General features: G+C 38.6%; 18 protein-coding genes. 8 read left to right on the plus strand and 10 right to left on the minus strand.

The genetic code is table 11. The features are described 5' to 3' along the window. Positions 1-13: 13 nt before the first annotated feature. Entirely contained in the window at positions 14-829 is an 816-nt protein-coding gene (locus tag QWY93_RS15585) for a 2,3,4,5-tetrahydropyridine-2,6-dicarboxylate N-succinyltransferase (protein WP_290249321.1), read from the plus strand. Between the two features lie 10 nt (positions 830-839). Beyond that, on the plus strand, positions 840-1,442 hold the full coding sequence (locus QWY93_RS15590) for a tetratricopeptide repeat protein (RefSeq protein WP_290249322.1): 603 nt from the start codon (positions 840-842) through the stop codon (positions 1,440-1,442). Positions 1,443-1,493: 51 nt separating this feature from the next. Here the strand turns inward: QWY93_RS15590 and QWY93_RS15595 are convergent, their stop codons facing one another. Further along, a complete protein-coding gene (locus QWY93_RS15595; RefSeq protein ID WP_290249323.1) occupies positions 1,494-2,129 on the minus strand; it encodes a tetratricopeptide repeat protein in 636 nt (211 codons plus the stop codon). Between the two features lie 891 nt (positions 2,130-3,020). Between QWY93_RS15595 and QWY93_RS15600 the strand changes: the two genes are divergently transcribed. From QWY93_RS15600 to QWY93_RS15615, 5 genes are all read left to right on the plus strand, one after another. After that, a complete protein-coding gene (locus tag QWY93_RS15600) occupies positions 3,021-4,241 on the plus strand; it encodes a BaiN/RdsA family NAD(P)/FAD-dependent oxidoreductase (protein WP_290249324.1) in 1,221 nt (406 codons plus the stop codon). Next, positions 4,238-4,597, plus strand: a complete 360-nt coding sequence (locus tag QWY93_RS15605; RefSeq protein ID WP_290249325.1) for a hypothetical protein — start codon at positions 4,238-4,240, stop codon at positions 4,595-4,597. Before QWY93_RS15600 ends, QWY93_RS15605 begins: the two co-directional genes overlap by 4 nt. Positions 4,598-4,670: 73 nt before the next feature. Continuing rightward, complete coding sequence (locus QWY93_RS19765) at positions 4,671-4,949, plus strand: alpha/beta fold hydrolase family protein (RefSeq protein WP_353959657.1); 279 nt, start codon at positions 4,671-4,673, stop codon at positions 4,947-4,949. 142 nt (positions 4,950-5,091) lie between these two features. Beyond that, entirely contained in the window at positions 5,092-5,649 is a 558-nt protein-coding gene (locus QWY93_RS19770; protein ID WP_353959658.1) for an alpha/beta fold hydrolase family protein, read from the plus strand. Between the two features lie 268 nt (positions 5,650-5,917). Further along, a complete protein-coding gene (locus QWY93_RS15615; protein ID WP_290249326.1) occupies positions 5,918-7,426 on the plus strand; it encodes an FMN-binding glutamate synthase family protein in 1,509 nt (502 codons plus the stop codon). A gap of 135 nt (positions 7,427-7,561) precedes the next feature. On the opposite strand, the gene lhgO is transcribed toward QWY93_RS15615, so the two are convergent. Next, positions 7,562-8,761, minus strand: coding sequence for an L-2-hydroxyglutarate oxidase (lhgO, locus tag QWY93_RS15620; RefSeq protein WP_290249327.1), 1,200 nt, complete (start codon positions 8,759-8,761; stop codon positions 7,562-7,564). Positions 8,762-9,128: 367 nt separating this feature from the next. Here lhgO and QWY93_RS15625 point away from each other — a divergent pair, with 367 nt between their 5' ends. Beyond that, positions 9,129-9,989: a formate/nitrite transporter family protein gene (locus QWY93_RS15625; RefSeq protein WP_290249328.1), complete on the plus strand. Its 861-nt coding sequence runs from the start codon at positions 9,129-9,131 to the stop codon at positions 9,987-9,989. Positions 9,990-10,033: 44 nt separating this feature from the next. Here QWY93_RS15625 and msrB read toward each other — a convergent pair whose 3' ends face one another. The 8 genes from msrB to QWY93_RS15665 form a co-directional block, all read right to left on the minus strand. Continuing rightward, positions 10,034-10,462 carry a peptide-methionine (R)-S-oxide reductase MsrB gene (gene msrB, locus QWY93_RS15630; protein WP_290249329.1) on the minus strand — a complete coding sequence of 143 codons (429 nt, stop codon included), beginning with the start codon at positions 10,460-10,462 and terminating at the stop codon, positions 10,034-10,036. A gap of 570 nt (positions 10,463-11,032) precedes the next feature. After that, positions 11,033-12,217, minus strand: coding sequence for a class I SAM-dependent rRNA methyltransferase (locus QWY93_RS15635; RefSeq protein WP_290249330.1), 1,185 nt, complete (start codon positions 12,215-12,217; stop codon positions 11,033-11,035). Between the two features lie 133 nt (positions 12,218-12,350). Then, complete coding sequence (locus QWY93_RS15640; RefSeq protein WP_290249331.1) at positions 12,351-13,964, minus strand: ABC-F family ATP-binding cassette domain-containing protein; 1,614 nt, start codon at positions 13,962-13,964, stop codon at positions 12,351-12,353. Between the two features lie 220 nt (positions 13,965-14,184). Then, positions 14,185-15,417, minus strand: coding sequence for a Bcr/CflA family multidrug efflux MFS transporter (locus QWY93_RS15645; protein WP_290249333.1), 1,233 nt, complete (start codon positions 15,415-15,417; stop codon positions 14,185-14,187). 395 nt (positions 15,418-15,812) lie between these two features. Then, on the minus strand, positions 15,813-17,324 hold the full coding sequence (locus QWY93_RS15650; protein ID WP_290249334.1) for an MFS transporter: 1,512 nt from the start codon (positions 17,322-17,324) through the stop codon (positions 15,813-15,815). Positions 17,325-17,424: 100 nt separating this feature from the next. Beyond that, positions 17,425-17,679 carry a DUF6755 family protein gene (locus tag QWY93_RS15655; RefSeq protein WP_290249335.1) on the minus strand — a complete coding sequence of 85 codons (255 nt, stop codon included), beginning with the start codon at positions 17,677-17,679 and terminating at the stop codon, positions 17,425-17,427. Next, positions 17,676-18,197 (minus strand): QcrA and Rieske domain-containing protein, encoded by a 522-nt coding sequence (locus QWY93_RS15660; protein ID WP_290249336.1) that lies wholly within the window; start codon positions 18,195-18,197, stop codon positions 17,676-17,678. Before QWY93_RS15660 ends, QWY93_RS15655 begins: the two co-directional genes overlap by 4 nt. Before the next feature lie 14 nt (positions 18,198-18,211). After that, positions 18,212-18,781, minus strand: a complete 570-nt coding sequence (locus QWY93_RS15665; RefSeq protein WP_290249337.1) for a 4Fe-4S dicluster domain-containing protein — start codon at positions 18,779-18,781, stop codon at positions 18,212-18,214. Positions 18,782-18,794 lie beyond the last annotated feature (13 nt).

Genomic DNA, 18,794 nt, shown 5'->3' on the forward strand with positions numbered 1-18,794 from the left:
CTAATATAATTTTATGGAATTACAGACTATCATTGAAAATGCCTGGGAAAACCGGGAGTTGTTAAAAGAAAAAGAAGTTCAAATAGCGGTAAAAACCGTAATAGATGACTTGGACTTGGGAAAAATCCGGGTTGCTGAACCTTTGGACAATGGAAAATGGAAGGTGAATGATTGGGTGAAAAAGGCGGTAATTCTTTATTTCCCTATCCAAAAAATGAGAACCATTGAGGTTGGACCTTTTGAATTCCATGATAAAATGGCCCTTAAAAATAACTATGCCAAGCATGGTGTAAGGGTAGTCCCTCATGCTGTGGCAAGATATGGCGCGTATCTTGCTAGGGGTGTAGTGATGATGCCTTCTTATGTCAACATTGGGGCATATGTGGATGGAGGATCTATGGTGGATACCTGGGCAACTGTAGGCTCCTGCGCCCAAATCGGCAAAGATGTTCACTTGAGTGGTGGTGTTGGAATCGGAGGGGTTTTGGAACCTGTACAGGCCGCTCCAGTGATCATCGAAGACGGGGCCTTTATCGGTTCCAGAGCCATCATCGTAGAAGGTGTACGTGTAGGTAAAGAAGCCGTAATCGGGGCTGGAGTCACCTTGACAGCAAGCTCCAAAATTATCGATGTTACCGGTGACGAACCAAAAGAATTTAAAGGTTATGTTCCGGAAAGATCGGTAGTAATCCCTGGTTCCATCACCAAAAAATTTGCAGCCGGAGAATTCCAGGTTCCATGTGCCCTGATCATCGGACAAAGAAAGGCATCGACAGATCGCAAAACTTCATTGAATGAAGCTTTGAGAGAAAATAATGTTGCCGTATAAATACAATGAAATGCTTATTAAACAATCAATTTTAGGGTTGTTATTGTCAGCAGCCCTTTTGTGGGGATGTGGAAAGTCGGGAAATTCTGCTGGGGATACTTTGTATGCAGAAGGGAATTACCAGCAGGCTGTGGAAGCTTACAGCGAACAACTTAAAAATTATCCTAAAAATGAGGAAGTCCTTTACAGGCGTGGAAGGGCCTATGAGGAACTGGGTAATCTGGAAGAAGCCATAGCTGATTTTGAAGCTGCTGTGAAGTTGGATAGCAAAAATACCAAATTCCTTTTAGGGCTTTCCAATTTGTACCAAAAGCAAGGAAAGCACGAGAGGGCTTTACTATTTGCAGATAGGGCTGTGGAAGTTCCAGGAGCTCCAGCAACGGCCTATTTTATGCGGGCCAGGGCTTTGCACCAAATAGGAAGTACTAATGAGGCCCTTAAGGAATATAATAATACCATTAAAATGGATCAGAATTATGGACAAGCCTTTTATTATAGGGGAGTATTGAAATATGCTACTAAAGATAGGAGAGGTGCTTGTGTAGATTTAAAACAGGCGGAAACTTTGGGGTATAATCCAGCCACAAAGGCAATTGAGAAATATTGTCAATAAGAATTGGATTGAAAAAATTAAAAATCCCGGTCAAAATTGGCCGGGATTTTTTTATGGCTGGTGTTTGCATAGGATATCCGTAGGAATCTTGCCCGTCCCAAGGCAGCTTTGACAGGGACGGGTTTCTACGAGACTTCCTTTACACTCAGGACAGATTAATCTGCCTTTTCCATTACAATTACGACATTCAAAATATTCGGTAATGTTGAAAATATTTTTCTTTGTAATCAAGCCAGTCCCTACACAATGGCTGCAACCGATAATGCCTTTTCCCTTACAAAGTGAGCAGGAGGATTCAATTTTTTTCTCCCCCTTACAATTGGAGCAAGTTTGGTATTGGTAGCCATGCTCATTACAAAGTGAACAATTTTTTATTGCCTCTAGTGGACTTTCCAATTGGGCTTCTAAAGTTTTGGCCATTTTATACTGTTGAGCCCCTTCACCATTAATTTCAAGATATTTTTTAAGGAATTTGGAGCTGTTATCATATTGCTTTAATTCAAATAAAGTCTTGGCAAAAAAGTATGGCATTTCAGTAGGAATGGGAACCCCACTTTCAATAATTTGTCGGAAATAATAATTAGCTTTTTCGAATTCCTCAGCTTGCATTTGAGCTTTGGCCTGCTGCAATAAATGGGAAGTGTTTCCCAAATGGGGCTTAACTTGAGCTTGTGTTTCAGCAGGCAAAACCAGGAAAATAAGAAATAATGGAAAAAGATATTTTGTAAAATTTATTAATCTTTTTTTGCAGATCAATATGCAGGTTAACATTGAGATCATAAATCGAACTGAATAAGCGAAATTTTTGAATCATAAAGAACTTAAATTACCTGCATAAGTCCTTAATTTTTCAAAAATTTTTAAGGATTATTAACGAAAAATACGGAAGAATAATAGTAGGGCTATTGAATTACCTCTGGCAAGGACTTTTCATTAAAATTAATTAATGGGCCAAAAAAGGAACCCAACCTTAAAATGTAGAAGGAGGGAAGTTTAGTTCATATTATTAATTGTCCTATTTCAGGAGAATTAGCTCAGTAATTTTTTTGAATGGGTAAGGAAGATAAATGTCAAATAATAATTGGTAATTCAATGAAAGGGTAATTTCCTAAAAGATTTTACTCATAATATTTATTTATTAATAAATTAATATGCATTTTAACATTAAGTCTTAGAAGGTTTCGTATAATCCTGGTTACCAATGGGAACCATCTTTGATTATTGGAAAATGGTAGTAGGGATTGCCCATTTGAACAATCTCTATTTTTAGCTTTAGAAAGCTTTTGGGAAGTAATTTCAATAAGAGGTAACACTGCATTTCTATTTAGTCACTCATCCTATTTGGGACAATAAAGTAGATTTTTTTTATTCCAAATAGTTTCCGGAATTTTGGATTTATAAGTAATTACCCAATAGTACCTTGACAAGGCAAATTGAATGTGCTGTTTTTAGGCCTTTAAAGGAAAAGAATTCCATTTTCTTTTAAAGCGTGAAAAATCTGAAAAACCTTAATAAGTTGTTTTATTGGAAAAAATTTATTCTACAATTTTACTTTTTATAATTCCTAATTAAAAAAGTATGTTAAAAATTGCCATTGTAGGAGGGGGAGCTGCAGGATTTTTTTCCGCCATTCATGCAGCAGCCTCAGGGGCCCAAGTTGTGATATTTGAAAAAGGGTCAAAAGTATTGACCAAGGTTAAAATATCAGGAGGTGGTCGTTGTAATGTAACTCATGCAGCATTTGAAAATTCCCATTTGGTAAAACAATATCCCCGTGGAGGGAGATTTTTAAAAAAATCATTCCAACAATTTTCTGTAAAAGACACAATTGCTTGGTATGAAGACCGTGGGGTTCAGCTTAAAACCGAGGAAGATGGTAGAATATTTCCAACTTCAGACCTATCCCAATCCATAATTGATGCCTTAAGAAGGGAAGTTAACAAGCAGGGAGTGGAAGTGAAATTATCCTCACCGGTCACTAATATAGAGCGAATGGAAGGTGGTTTTTGTATAAAGACCAAAAATGAACATTTTTTGGCGGATAGGGTTATCATTACCACAGGTGGTCATCCTAAAAAAGAGGGTTTTCGAATGTTAGAAAATTTAAATCATCCAATTGTTTCCCCTATTCCCTCCCTATTTACCTTTAACTCACCAAAGTCAGATTTAAGAAAGTTGGCAGGAATATCTCTTCCCAATGCCCATTTAAAATTGGAAGGGAGTAAGTTGGCTTATCAGGGACCCCTCCTTATTACCCATTGGGGAGTTAGTGGTCCCGCAGTTTTAAAATTATCCGCATTTGGAGCCAGATGGCTTAATGAAAAAGAATATAAGGCCAATGTCCAAATTAGGTGGGTGGCTGATTTAACCGAAAATGAAATTCGCCAACATTTGCTGGAGTATAAAAATGGCCATCCCAAAAAGAAAATTAAGACCAATCCTTTATTCGAATTACCCAAAAGACTTTGGGAACATCTGGTGGATTCCGCTGAAATTACTGCAGAAAAAATGTGGATGGATATTAATAAAAAGCAAATAAATAAATTGGAACAGCAAATTTTTTGCTATATATTGCATGTAGATGGGAAAACTACTTTCAAAGAAGAGTTTGTAACCGCAGGAGGGGTGGATTTAAAATCCGTTAATCCCCAAACCATGGAAAGCAAATTGGTTCCTCACATTTATTTTGCTGGGGAAGTATTAGATATAGATGGAATTACAGGTGGATTTAATTTCCAAGCGGCTTGGACCACAGGATATATAGCAGGGGTATCAGCTAGTAAAAAGGAGTTTAAATGAAAGAATATATGATCAAGAGCCAAAATATTAATATGCAGAAAGTGCATGAAATGTCGGAGGGTGATATGTCTTTTGAAAAAGAATTATTAACTGCAATTTATAGCTCTGTTGTTGATTTGCGAAGCAAATACTTGGAGGGGATAGGACAAAAGGATGAGAAAACAATTCATCAGGCAAGACATAAAATCAAACCGACTTTAGCCATTTTTGAATTGAAAAGCCTGATGGCTGTATTGCAAAAAGGAAAAGAAATAATATCCACCGAGGGCTTGGAAGGGAATTTAAAGCAGCATCAGGAAGAGTTTGTCAGGGTGGTAGATGAAGTCCTAAGAGATTTAGAGGAGATAATCGAATAATTTATTTTTTGATAACCATTTTTACAAGGGCCTGAATATTTGGAGCTGTGGAATTTGTCCTTTAGGTTTAAAAATGCCCATTATTCAAAACTCAACATATCAAGGTCCTCCTCCTTATTACTTCAATGGACATTTTGAAACTGTTATCCCAAGTCTATTTAGAAAAATCCAGGGGGTAAGTTACCTGAGGGAGCGTATTGAAACTCCCAATAATGATTTTTTGGATTTGGATTGGAGCAAAGTAGAAAGTCCCAGATTATGGTTGGTTTCTCATGGTTTGGAAGGAAACTCCACCCGTCACTATTCAATGGCTATAGGAAAACTTTTTAATGCTCATCATTTCGATGTATAGTTTGGAATAACCGCTTCTGTAGCGGTGAAATGAATCTTAATAAAAGACTTTACCATCTCGGAAGTTCAGAGGACCTAAAGGCTGTTATTGACCATATTGAAAATTAGGGTTTTATGATCAGTTAGTCTTAGCGGGAATCAGCATGGGATGGGCCCAAACCCTTAAATATTTGGGGGAAGAAAGCCGTTCCCTTTCAGATTTTATTTGTGCAGCAGTGGTTTATAGTATCCCTTGCAATTTGCCTTCCAGTGCAGCAACCTTAAGGTTAAAAGGAAACCGCTTTTACAGAAATAAATTTCTTTCTAAACTTAAAATGAAGTTTCATGCGAAAGGTCAACAATTTCCAGGCTTATTGGATTTGGAACTTTTGGATAAAGTAAAAGATTTTGATGTATTTGATGACCACTTTACAGCTCCCTTACATGGATTTAAAGATGGCAATGATTTTTATTCAAGTGTTAGCCCTGACAATTGGATGGAGGATATTGGAGTACCCACCTTGGTTGTCAATGCTTTAAATGACCCTTTATTGGGAGAAGTTTGTTTTCCGCGAAAATTGGCCCATTCCCATTCACGTATTTTCTTGGAAACACCTTCTAGGGGTGGTCACACAGGTTTTTCATTGAAGGATGAGGAAATTGCCTGGGTGGAACGTCGGATGTTGGAATTGTTTAATCCAAAGCTGGATCCAACTATCTAATTTCACCATAAGTATTGTTTTCTTTTTTTTCGCCAAAAGATGGAAATACTTGATCAATAATCATTCAACTTTTTGCCGCTTGGACTCATTTGAATGTGTGATTAAAGCAATTTTTGGAAAATGGTCAATTTTTTTTTCTTTGATTTACTTAATATTTTCTCAATATAGGATTAGTTATCCCGGTTTGCCCTATTGATCTCCTATTTAAGCCTCAAATTTTTTTGACGGATTTAAAAGCTTATATTTATTCAACCCAATTAAAATTATTATGCGTTACCTCTTTTATAATATAACCATCGTATTAATTGTCCTGGTCTCCATTCTTACTTACTACTATGAAGAATGGATTTGGGCATTTATCATTATCATCCCCATGGCCCTGATGGGGATTTATAACCGTTTCCAGAAAAAGCATACCATTTTAAGGAATTTCCCTATTTTGGGTTATTTCCGCTATATTTTTGAAATGATTGCCCCGGAAATTCAGCAGTATTTTATTGAAAGAACAACAGATGGGAAACCTTTCAGTCGGAATCATAGAGCCTTGGTTTACAGGAGGGCAAAAAATATCAATGATACCCACCCTTTTGGAACCCAAATGGAAATTACCGGCGAAAACTACCAAGCCATCAGGCACTCCATGTATGCCACAGCGCCGGTGGAAAAATTCCCAAGGGTTATTGTTGGGAGTAGCCAATGTAAACAACCCTATAGTTCCTCCGTTTTGAATGTTTCCGCCATGAGTTTTGGCTCTCTGAGTAAAAATGCCATTATGGCGCTAAATTTGGGGGCAAAAAAAGGCCATTATTACCATAATACAGGTGAAGGAGGAATTTCATCCTACCACCTTAAGGGAGGGGGCGATTTAGTCTGGCAAATCGGGACAGGATATTTTGGTTGCAGAACTGAAGATGGAGATTTTGATCCTGAAAAGTTCAAAGAAAAAGCTTCCTATGAACAGGTGAAAATGATTGAAATCAAAATATCACAAGGTGCCAAACCCGGTCATGGTGGAGTGTTGCCCGGAATCAAAAATACAAAGGAAATAGCCCAGATCAGAGGATTAAAACCACACACTACGGTGATTTCTCCTCCAAGCCATAGGAGGTTTTCAAATTCGGAGGGACTGGTAAAATTTATCGCGGAACTGAGGGAGCTTTCAGATGGAAAACCAATTGGTTTTAAGATATGTATTGGCAGGACGGAAGAATTTTTGGAACTGTGTAAAGCCATAAAGGATGCGGAAATTTACCCGGATTTTATCACGGTGGATGGGGCAGAAGGGGGGACCGGTGCTGCCCCGTTAGAGTTTTCGGATTCGGTAGGGATTCCGCTGGAGCCTGCATTGATTTTTGTAAATCGGACATTGGAAAAATTTGATCTTAGAAAAGAAATTAAAGTAATTGCCGGAGGAAAAGTATTGACGGCTTTTTCAATTCTAAGGATGAGAGCATTGGGGGCCGATATGTGTAATTCCGCGCGGGCTTTTATGTTTAGCGTTGGGTGTATACAAGCACTGAGGTGCAATACCAATGAATGTCCAACTGGAGTGGCCACCCAAGATAAAATGCTGGTCAAAGGCCTGGTAGTCGAGGAAAAAGCTGAAAGAGCCTATCAATTCCACAGGAATACCATGAAAGCCGTATTGGAGCTTTTGGGGGCTTGTGGTGTCAATCATACTAATGAAATTGACATCAGCATGTTTGTCAAAGGAGATGAAATGGTTGCACTGTCCAATAAGTTTTTCCCAGATTCTGTGTTGAATAGGGTGGATTAGTGAGAAATGAGATTTGGCATTCCCTGAAATAAGTTGACCGTTTTTAACATTATTTTTCTTTGTTAAAAACGGTCAATAGAAATTTGGTTAGCTAAGGTCATTAATCTTTTTTCTTAGATCAATCCTCTCCAAAATTTACATTCTTTTCAAAGCCAATTCGGCAACGGTTCCTCCGATAGCTAAGGAGCTGGTAGCTGCAGGGCTAGGGGCGTTGATAACATTGATAGCATGCTCATTTTCTGTAATTGCAAAATCATCCAATAAGCCTCCTGTCCTATCACAAGCCTGCGCCCTGACACCTGCTCCTCCATCAACTAAGTCATCTTCTTTAATGTCCGGAATCAGTTCTTGTAAGGCTGCTGTAAAGGCGGCTTTTGAAAAGGAACGATGGTATTCTCCAATACCTGTTTTCCAATATTTAGCCGCTACCTTTTGCAAGCCAGGCCAGGAAATAGATTCTTTAAAGTCCCAAAAGTTAAAATCAGATCGCTTGTAGCCTTCCCGCTTAAAAGCCATCACAGCATTAGGACCTGCTTCTACTCCGCCTTTCATCATCCGGGTAAAGTGTACTCCCAAAAAAGGGAAGTTGGGATCAGGTACCGGGTAAATCAGGTTTTTGACCAGGTATTCCCGCTCTTTTTTCAATTTATAATATTCTCCCCTGAAAGGAATGATTTTGACATCCAAATTGACCTCGCTGTTCATATTGGCCACCTTATCTGAAAATAAACCTGCACAATTAATAATCAATTTGGTGTCCAAATCCTTTATTGAAGTGTTAATTCTAGTGGTGTTATTTTTAGTTTTGATTTTCAGTACCTTATGGCTAAGAAAGATCTCACCTCCCAAAGCTTTGAATTTTTCGCCATAAGCCAAGGCTACCTTTTGGTAATCTACAATCCCAGTCTGAGGAACATGGAGGGCTGCCACCCCTGCACAATAAGGCTCATAATGTTTTAATTCATCCAAGGTGATTTGTCGGGTGCCGGTCAGGCCATTTTGAAGGCCTCTTTCCAAAAGTTTTTGTAACTGTGGAAGTTGTTCATTTTTTGTGGCTACCACCACTTTTCCAGTTATTTCAAACGGGATATTTTCTTCTTCACAAAATTGGATTAACTCGTGATAACCTTTTATGCAATTGGTGGCTTTTAGTGACCCTGGCTTATAGTATAAACCGGAATGAATTACACCACTATTGTTACCTGTTTGGTGTTTTGCCAGCTCCTTTTCCTTTTCCAGGATTGCTATTTTTAGGTTAGGATTTTGTTTTTTTATTTTCAAGCCAGTGGCCAAGCCCACTATTCCTCCTCCTATTATAGTTATATCGTATGTCATATTCAGAATCTTTGAAAAATAGAAGTAAGCAAAATGTTCGTTTTATTGATGCTACAAATATACATTTTGAAATGAAGTTGTGAGGAAGGAATGCTTTAATTAATGACTTTTTCATAATTAAATTCAACTTTTTCCAACTATTATTGTTCTCATTTAGTTATTATACCTGGACAAACTAACGAATAAAAACCACTAGTTTTTTTGTTTTATTTTCTGAAATTTAACCCTGATCTCCGTTATGAAAGGATTTGATTATATTAAGGGTTGGATCAAAATTTGGTTATTCAAAAGGAATGTAACCGATGGAAAAGTTTTCAAAAGGGGGGTATCATTAATTTAAACAATACTGGCATTAATGGATTTCGATATGACAGATTCCAAAAAAGAAAAAGAAATACAAAAAAATATTGATACAGAATTAAGGAAGTCAAAATCCAGCTCAAAAGACGGAACAAAATCCCATGGGGAAATCCTGAAACAGCAGATCATTGAGGGCCTGGAAACTTATGACCGTCGGTCAAGCAGTATTTTGTTAAGTTCCATCACTGCGGGCCTTGAAATTGGTTTTAGTTATTTATTGATCTGTGCCGTATTTTCATTTTTTGGTGGAATGGTTTCGGAAAATGTTTTATATAAACTGATTTCCTTGGTGTACCCCATAGGTTTTATCATGGTCATTTTGGGCCAGTCCATCTTATTTACTGAACAAACTTCATTATTAACCTTGCCTGTTCTTAACAAAAAAAGAAGCTTGGGAAGTTTGCTTAAAATTTGGGGATTGGTAATTACCGGAAATATTTTGGGTGGCTATATGATTGCCTTTGTTTTGATTTGGATCGGTCCCAAGTTGGGTGCTTTCGATTTGATAACCATAGAAAAAATTGGTGTTCATGTGACCAGTTTTAGTGCCGGGGTAATTTTTGCCAGTGCAATATTGGCGGGTTGGCTTATGGGCTTATTATCTTGGTTGATAACCTCCTCCAGGGATACCTTTAGCCGGATATGCATCATTTTTATCATTACTGCCACGATGTCCTTTACTGGATTGCATCATAGCATCATTGGAAACATAGAAGCTTTCTCAGCATTGATCAGCTCAACGAAAATAAGTGTAAGTAATTATCTGAACTTTCAGTTTTTCGCACTATTTGGCAATGCTATTGGTGGGGCGGTGTTTGTGGCCTTATTGAAATACAGGGCTTTTGTTTACAATGTTGCCATGAAATGATAATCACTAAAAAATCCCAGGAATTTTATTTCCTGGGATTAATTTTACTCTGGCTTATCATCTTTCTTTTCAAAATCCATGGAAACGGAGTTAATACAATACCGTATTCCTCCTTTATCCTCAGGGCCATCAGGGAACCTATGGCCTAGGTGTCCGCCACAATTGGCACATAAGACCTCCTCCCGGATCATTCCCAGGGATTTGTCTATTTCAACTACAATAGCACTGTCATTATAAGGTTCGGTGAAACTTGGCCATCCGGAACCACTGTCATATTTGTCAGTTGATTTGAAAATTGGATGCCCACAGGCAGCGCAAGTATAAATACCATTTTCCTTATTTACATTATACTTTCCAGTAAATGCCCTCTCGGTACCTTTTTCGATCAGTACATGGTATTCCTGAGGATCCAATTCGGATTTCCACTCTTCATCTGACTTTTGAATATTAAAGGTATGATCTGATTTTTTCATGTATTTTTCTTTTTGTGCATTGCCCTCACAGGAAATCAAGGTCATCAATATTGTTATTAGCAATATACTCAATGTATTTTTTGAAGGAAATCGCATCACTAGATTTCTTTGGTCCAATACCATATACGTAATAAACTGGAAATTGGTAACAGTTTGATAGGAGATGTTAAACCTGAATTTAAAGATTAAAGCCTTTGGGCCATAAATTCCCAATAAGGTCCCAAGCCCCAAAATTTTTTGGTTCTATTAATATATACCATCCTATGGGAAATACAGGAGGGGAATTTCTGTGCAGTTGAAGCGAGTTGTTTGAATGGATTCTTTTAACGGATTCAGCCAATAAGTTTCTTAGGTAACCTGCTCAAATAAACGAATGACAAGGGTTGAATGCCAGGTTTTTACCATTGAAAGGTTCCTTAAGTATGTGGGTAGGGTATATTAAAGTGAGTTAATTTAAGTACTTAACTACTAAATAGTTAAATCATTAATAACCTAATTAAGCCTTTCCACGACAAAGCATATAAAACCATAAATTATTCTTAGTGACCTCGAGCCTTTGTGGGCAAAAAATTATTCCACATAGAGCACCAAACCTTTTAGATATTCTGTTTCCGGATGGTAAATATTAACAGGATGATCTGCAGGTTGGGAGAGATAATGCAGGATTTTTATATTCCTTCCCGACTCTAGGGCTGCAGCGGTGATAGTATTTGCAAAAAGCCGCTTATCCACCACTTGGGAGCAGGAAAAGGTAAATAACAATCCACCGGGTTTAATTTGTTTGAAAGCAGCTGCATTGAGTCTTTTATAAGCCTGTACCGCATTATGCCTTGCTTTAATATTTTTGGCAAAAGCAGGAGGATCCAATACAATTATATCATAATCAGTCTTAATTTCCCGGATATACTTAATAACATCCGCCGTTTTAGCTTCATGGTGACCTAAATGATCAGGGTTTAAGGCTACATTTTGATGAGTCAGTTCAATGGCTTTGGCAGAAATATCTACTGAATGAACTTCCTTTGCACCAGCTTTGAGAGCTGAAACGGAAAATCCGCCTGAATAACAAAAAGTATTCAAAACCTTTTTACCCAAGCTATAATCTCCCAGCAATTTTCTGTTTTCCCTTTGGTCAATGAAAAAGCCAGTTTTTTGCCCCTTTTCCCAATCAATCTCATATTGGCAATCATTTTCCAATACCATATTGGTTTTGGGATGGCCAAATAAGAAACGATTTTCTGTTTCTATTTGGTTTTTGGGAAGGGTTTCGGCGCTTTTATCATAAACAGCTTGAAGATCAGTTCCATATATTTCTTGTAAGGCATTGGATACTTCATCTAAATGTTGATGTATTCCAATATTATGGGCCTGGATTACTGTTGTACCATTGTAAAAATCAATAATTAAACCCGGCAGTAAATCCCCTTCACCATGGACTAAACGGTAAACATTTGAACTTTTATTATTGGTCAAACCAAGGGACTGTCGCATATTAAATGCATTTTGTATTTTTTCTTTCCAAAATGCCTGGTCTATTTCTCTATTTTCAAAAGAAATAATTCTGACAGCAATAGACCCATTTTGATAATGTCCGATACCCAAAAATCCCTTCTGCTGACTCCAAACTGTCACCAATTGTCCATTTGGGATGTTGCCATCTTTTTCGGCAATAGCACCGGAAAATACCCAGTGGTGGTGCCGTTTGAGGGAAATTTCTTTTCCTTTTTTAAGAATGATATTCGGGTGATTGGACATGTTGTTTTGGATAAAAAAATCCCTTTTTGACATGTTGCGAACCGCTGGCATGCAAAAAGGGATGATAATTATTTATTTTTGGTGCAAATGGAATTCATGATAAACCCCATAAAGATTAAATAAAAGGCAAATTCTATTGATACATCTTTTCCCTTAGAGCTTTTATTTCCTCACTTTCCAAATAATCATCGTAAGGCATTCTTCTGTCAATGGTGCCGTTTGGAGTGAATTCCACAATTCTATTGGCTGTGGACTGAACAAAAGCATGGTCAAAGGAGGAGAGGAGCACTGTGCCATTGAATTCTATGATGGCATTGTTAAATGCGGTAATTGACTCCAAATCAAGGTGGTTGGTAGGTTCATCCATCACCAAAAGGTTGGGGTTTTGCAGCATCATTTTAGAAATCATGCATCTGACTTTTTCACCCCCGGATAGGACAGAAGCCTTTTTCAAAGTTTCCTCCCCTGTAAACAGCATCCTACCTAGGAATGTCCTCACATAGGCCTCCTCTTGATTGGAGGAATATTGTCGCAACCAGTCGATCAGGTTGAGATCGGTTTCAAAATATTTTGAATTATCATTGGGAAGATAGGCCTTATTGATGGTAACTCCCCATTTGTAATCTCCCTTTTGAACGGGTATTTCATTCATTATGGTCTGAAAGAATTTATTGACAGCCTGCTTGGTTTTGGAGATAAAAGCTATTTTGTCCCCTTTGTCCACCATCAAATTGACATCGGTAAAATAGGTGGTACCATCTTCCTTCAACTCCAATTCTTCTGTCATAAAAATTTGGTCACCGGCTTCCCTTTCTGGTTTGAAAATGATGCCAGGATATTTTCTTGTGGAAGGTTGGATATCATCTACATTCAACTTTTCCAGCATTTTCTTTCGGGCAGTGGCTTGTTTGGATTTGGCCACATTGGCAGAAAACCGCTCGATAAATTGCTGTAATTCTTTTCGTTTTTCCTCTACCTTTTTATTTTGATCTGCCTTTTGTTTGGCTGCAAGTTGGGAAGATTCATACCAGAAGGTATAGTTACCAGAGTATATTTTGATTTTACCAAAATCAATATCCACAATATGCGTTGAAACAGCATCCAGGAAGTGACGGTCGTGGGAAACAACAATGACCAAGTTTTTGAAATTGACCAGGAAATCTTCAAGCCAGCTGATAGTTTCAGCATCCAGGTCGTTGGTAGGCTCATCCAGAATCAGGATATCCGGATTTCCAAAAAGGGCTTGGGCCAATAATACCCTTACTTTTTGGTTACCTGCCAAGTCTTTCATCAATTTATGATGCAAGTCCTCGGTGATGCCCAAACCAGAAAGCAAGGCAGCAGCATCAGACTCTGCATTCCAGCCATCCATTTCAGCAAATTCAGCTTCAAGTTCGGACGCTTTGATACCATCTTCTTCAGAAAAATCTGCCTTCATGTAGATGGCATCTTTTTCCTGCATGATGGCATAAAGTTTTTTATGGCCCATTATTACCGTGTTGAGCACTTCTTCCTTATCAAATTCAAAGTGGTCCTGTTTAAGGACTGCCATCCTTTGACCGGGAGTAATATTGATCCCTCCAGTAGTGCTATCCTGTTCTCCAGAAAGGATTTTCAAAAAAGTGGATTTTCCGGCACCATTGGCGCCAATAACACCATAGCAGTTGCCGGGGGTGAATTTTAAATTAACGTCTTCAAAAAGGGTTCGTTTTCCGAACTTTAAAGAAAGATTATCGACTGAAATCATGAATTATTCCGATTCGTTTTTAACAAGTGGCAAAGATACAAATTTCTTTTGGGGTACAGTACCAAATACCTACCCTAATTCCTGTTTTTTATTAAAAGATCTATGGGTTATTTAGGCCTATATTCCAATTGGTGGAATCAAGCATAAAATAGCCCTACATAAGCGTTAATGCTTTTTGTAGGGCTATTGTTTATACGGCAGTTAATCAATGAAATACTAATTATACTGCCATGGATGGTTCTTTTGGTTGGCCATTTTTGACCAGGTTTCTTTTCTTGACCGATTTATCAATAATAATGGTCAGCAATCCTCCTACAGAACAAAAGGTCATCATGATCACCATGGGACTTGCTGTTCCATTATGGAAAACACTAACTGCTGCGGAAACTACTCCTCCCATGGCCATTCTCATACTTCCCATCATTGCGGCTGCACTACCCGCATTTCTGGAGAATGGGGCCAAAGTCAGGGCAGCTGCATTCGGGTTACATAAGCCATGTCCTGAAAGAAAGACAAACATTAATGCAATCAGGGTAATTACATTGAACCAGTTGTTCCAAACCCCAAGGATCAGGATAAAACCGACCAGGGTTTGATAGGTCAGGGATACTCTAATAATCTGTTGGCTGGTAAATCGCTTCAGTAACAAGTGGTTAAGCTGGGTCGAACCGATCATGGCAGTAGCCAAGCTGGCAAATATCCAACCATATTGCTGTTCAGTAACCCCATAAATATTCATAAATACATCTGCAGAGCCAGCTATATAGGCAAATGGAGTAGCCCCGGCAATCCCGCCCACTAACATGTATGTTAGAAATTGGGGATTTTTAGAAACTTCCAAATAATTCTTCAATACCTTATGAGGCCTTAGTGAAACTGCAGGATCAGGTTTGGCCCCTTCAGGTAAGACAAAATAAGAGGCTATTAATATCACCAAGGTGATAGCTGCCAAAGTCAAGAAAACCATATGCCAATGGAAATGGGCAGTAATATGACCACCCAATGTGGGTGCGATCATAGGGGAAACCGCTATTACCAACATCAACATGGCCAAGGCTTGGGCAGTTTTGGTTACCGGGAAGATATCCCTTACCAAAGCCTGAGCGGCTACCATTCCGGCACAGCCTCCAATTGCCTGGATAAAACGCATCAATATCAAGTTATCGACGTTCTGGGTAAACACACATCCCACTGAGGCCAAAACATAAATGAACAGCCCAATATATAAAGGCTTTTTCCTGCCAAACCTATCCAAAAGTGGACCATAAAAAAGCTGTCCAATGGCAATACCCACAAGGTAACTGGTCAGGGAAAGTTGCACATTGGCGATGCTTGTATTGAGGTTTTTGGCAATGGCCGGAAAACCTGGCAAATACATGTCAATAGAAAAAGGGCTGATTGTACTCAATGCCCCTAAAATTAAGATGATAATAAAATACTGCTTTTTGCTCATAGGCCTACTTTAAAATTAAAAGGGTCAAGGCTTCCGATTTCTATTTTTAGCCAACACGAATTGGCCTTTCATAGTTCGAATTTATACATTCGATTATTATTTTTTTGTCCCAAAAACAGTTTTAATATTTTGATTTGTGCTGTTTTATTATTTTTTATTGAAATTATGTTTTGATTTTATAGCAAGGTATTTTGGTAAATGGGGTGTTTTTGTCGGGGTGGAAAATATATGTTGGAACTTTATTTTTATTCAAAATACATTTTAAGTTTTCCTACTTTTTCTCCAAAAATCAAGGGATGAGGCTTTTACATTATCTGCAAAAGAAAAAAAGGTGATCTCCAGGGAAACCACCTTTTTTAATTAGGTTTTATTAGATATAGGATTAAATGGAATTCTTAACTATTCCCATTCTTTTCCTCCATTTGTTCTGCGATTTCAGGAGCTTTGTTATGGATAATTTTTTGAACCACTTTTTGTAGCCAGAAGAAACAAGTCGCGGAAATCAACAACACTAACATCCAACTACTGGTCCACAAACCAGTCCAATCCAAAAGGTAACCAAATAGGATGGGGCAAATAAAGCCTCCAAGGCCTCCCATTACGCCTACCATACCTCCGACTATACCCACTTCATTGGGGAAATAATCCGGGATAAAGCGGTAAACCCCCGCTTTTCCAATTCCCCAGGAAATGCCGATGGCACACATAAAGACAATATAAATCCACATATTGGCTTGGAAGGAAATTAAAGTTGTTCCTTTAGCTAACAATTCTTTTTTCTTGACCTGGTCGCCTTCTTCAACAACTGGTTCCTGCCAATTGTATTTAATAGGGAATATGGAAGCCAACCCTCCCGGGTCGTCACTTTTTTCTTCAATATTTCCTTTTGGTTTATAAGGGTATTCATTTCCATTGACTTTGATGGAGTTATTGCCAACCTCAGTCACTTCTCCATTAACTTTAGAGATTACCCCCTTACCAGGAGTAAAGATGTCCATCTTGGGTATCATTAGAAGAACGGATAATAAAATAGACCATTTAAAAACACCGAACATTACCCTTCTGGCGCCAATTTTATCACTCATCCAACCTCCTAAGGCCCGGATGACACCAGAAGGAAGGCTAAATATGGAAGCAAATAAACCGGCAACGACCAAACTGGTGCCATAGACATTCATAAAATAAGGCACCAACCATTGGGAGAAGGCAACAAAACAGCCAAAAACTAAGAAGTAGTAGTAGCCAAATCTCCAAACTCTTACATTGCCAAGTGGCTTCATGACCATTTTAAGGGTTCTTGGTGGGGTATCGGGCTTTTTATTGACTGAAAATATTATGAAAATAACAGCCATCACAATCAATACTCCTGCGTATACCTGGGGTAAATAAACCCAATTTTCAATATTTTCACCGTTGTTGGTAAATGAATTCAAAAGGGTAGGGGCAAATAAGGTGGTCAAAGCAGCACCAGCATTTCCGGCACCAAAAATCCCTAATGCCCTTCCTTGCCAATGTTTTGGGTACCAAACGGATGTAAAACCAATTCCTACAGCAAACGAAGCTCCTGCCAAACCAAAGATAAAACTAAGCAAAGCAAAAACTATAAAACTGGATGCATAGGGTAGTAGCAGCATCGGGATGGCACATGCCAACAATATGCCTACAAAAACCCACTTTCCTCCATATTTATCAGTTAAAATTCCAAGGGGTAGTCGAAGGATAGAGCCGGTTAATATAGGAATTCCCAAAAGCCAGCCCACCTCAACTGGGCCCCAGTCAAATACACCTGCGTTAACTAAATATGTTACCATGACACCGTTAAAGGTCCAAACGGCAAAGCAAATGGTAAATGCAAGGGTGTTTAGAAACAAGATTCTGTGTGATACAGGACTAATATCGTTTTGCATTTTCTTTTATGGTTATTTTAATTATGCCACCCATAGGATGACAAAGAATAAGTTTTCCGACTTTGATTAAATGCGTAAATGAAGAAAAAAACATCAAATCCTAACCTTCCTTATTGGAAGGTATAGGGTCTGGCAGGAACCGCAAAAGCCAAAAAGATAGGCAAGAGAGGGAGAGAGAGCCTATAAAAGTAGCCACTGCGATGCCAAATTTTGCATTTAGCGCATTATTGAGTGCCGAATATAACAACCATATTTGAATACTAATAAATAAAATGAGAAGAAATATTATTCCGGTCATCAAAGTGTTGATCTTATTGGGGTGGGCTTTGTTCTGGGAAGTTCTAAAATCGCTCATGATTTTTTAGTTTTTTTGGGTTTAGCCTGCACGAAAACTTGGTCTTCTTTAATGACCACATCTAATTGAGGCAGAGGCCTTGGCGGAGGACCTTGCAAAACTCTACCCGTCTTTGGATCAAAGTAACCTTTATGGCAGGGGCATTCAATTTGGTTGATATCTGCCCGGTATCTTACCGCGCAAGCCAGGTGAGTACATTTTTGTTCAAAAGCCCTCCATTCTCCTTCCTCCAAATGGATTAGGATATATGGAATTACTTCTTTCCCGGTAATTTCAAATTGTTTCATTTCACCCACTGGAACTTCCGATGCTTGACAAATAAAGTGCTGGCCTTCCAGTTCTTTTTCTGGAAAGGCCAGGCTTTTGATGACAATGGCTGCATTCCCTAAAGCCAAGGCACCAGAAAATAATCCTAAAAACTTGGCAAACTCCCTGCGGGAAACATGTGTGGCTTCTCCAAAATCAATTGGGAAATCTTTTTTCCAGCTAGGTGTTTTTTCCGAATTGTTTTTTTTCATGTTTTAAATCAAGGTTAATGAACTTTTAAATGGGTACTGCCTTTTGGCATCATGATATTGACTTTGGTGTTGACTTCTTCCTGGCCAAAATTAAATTTGTTGACCGGAGTACTGTCGGGGCGCATTTTTTGGATTTCTTCCCGGGTACCATAAAACAATGCCTGGCTGGGGCAAACAGTAGCACACATGGGCTTTTTGCCAGCACTGGTCCGGTCATAACAAAGGTTGCATTTCATCATCAATTCTGCCTGTTCCTGCTTTTGGGGAACCCCAAATGGGCAAGCCAGTACACAATTGGAGCAGCCAATGCAACGGGATGTATTGGCAGTGTGAACCACTCCAAATTCATCTTTGGTGATGGCGTCTGCTGGGCAGACATTGGCACAGGCTGGATCTTCACAATGCATGCAAACCTGGACTGTCGTTTGAACTGAAACCGGCCTTTCCACATAATGGATATGGATCATGCTTTCTTGTCCATTTGTTTCGCACTCTGCACAAGCCATTTCACATGCATGGCAACCAATGCACCGCTGCATGTCGATAAAAAATTCCATGTTTTCGTTATAACTCGTCTTAGGCATAATAATAGTATTT

This window comes from Echinicola jeungdonensis (genome assembly GCF_030409905.1).
Classification (GTDB): Bacteria; Bacteroidota; Bacteroidia; order Cytophagales; family Cyclobacteriaceae; genus Echinicola; species Echinicola jeungdonensis.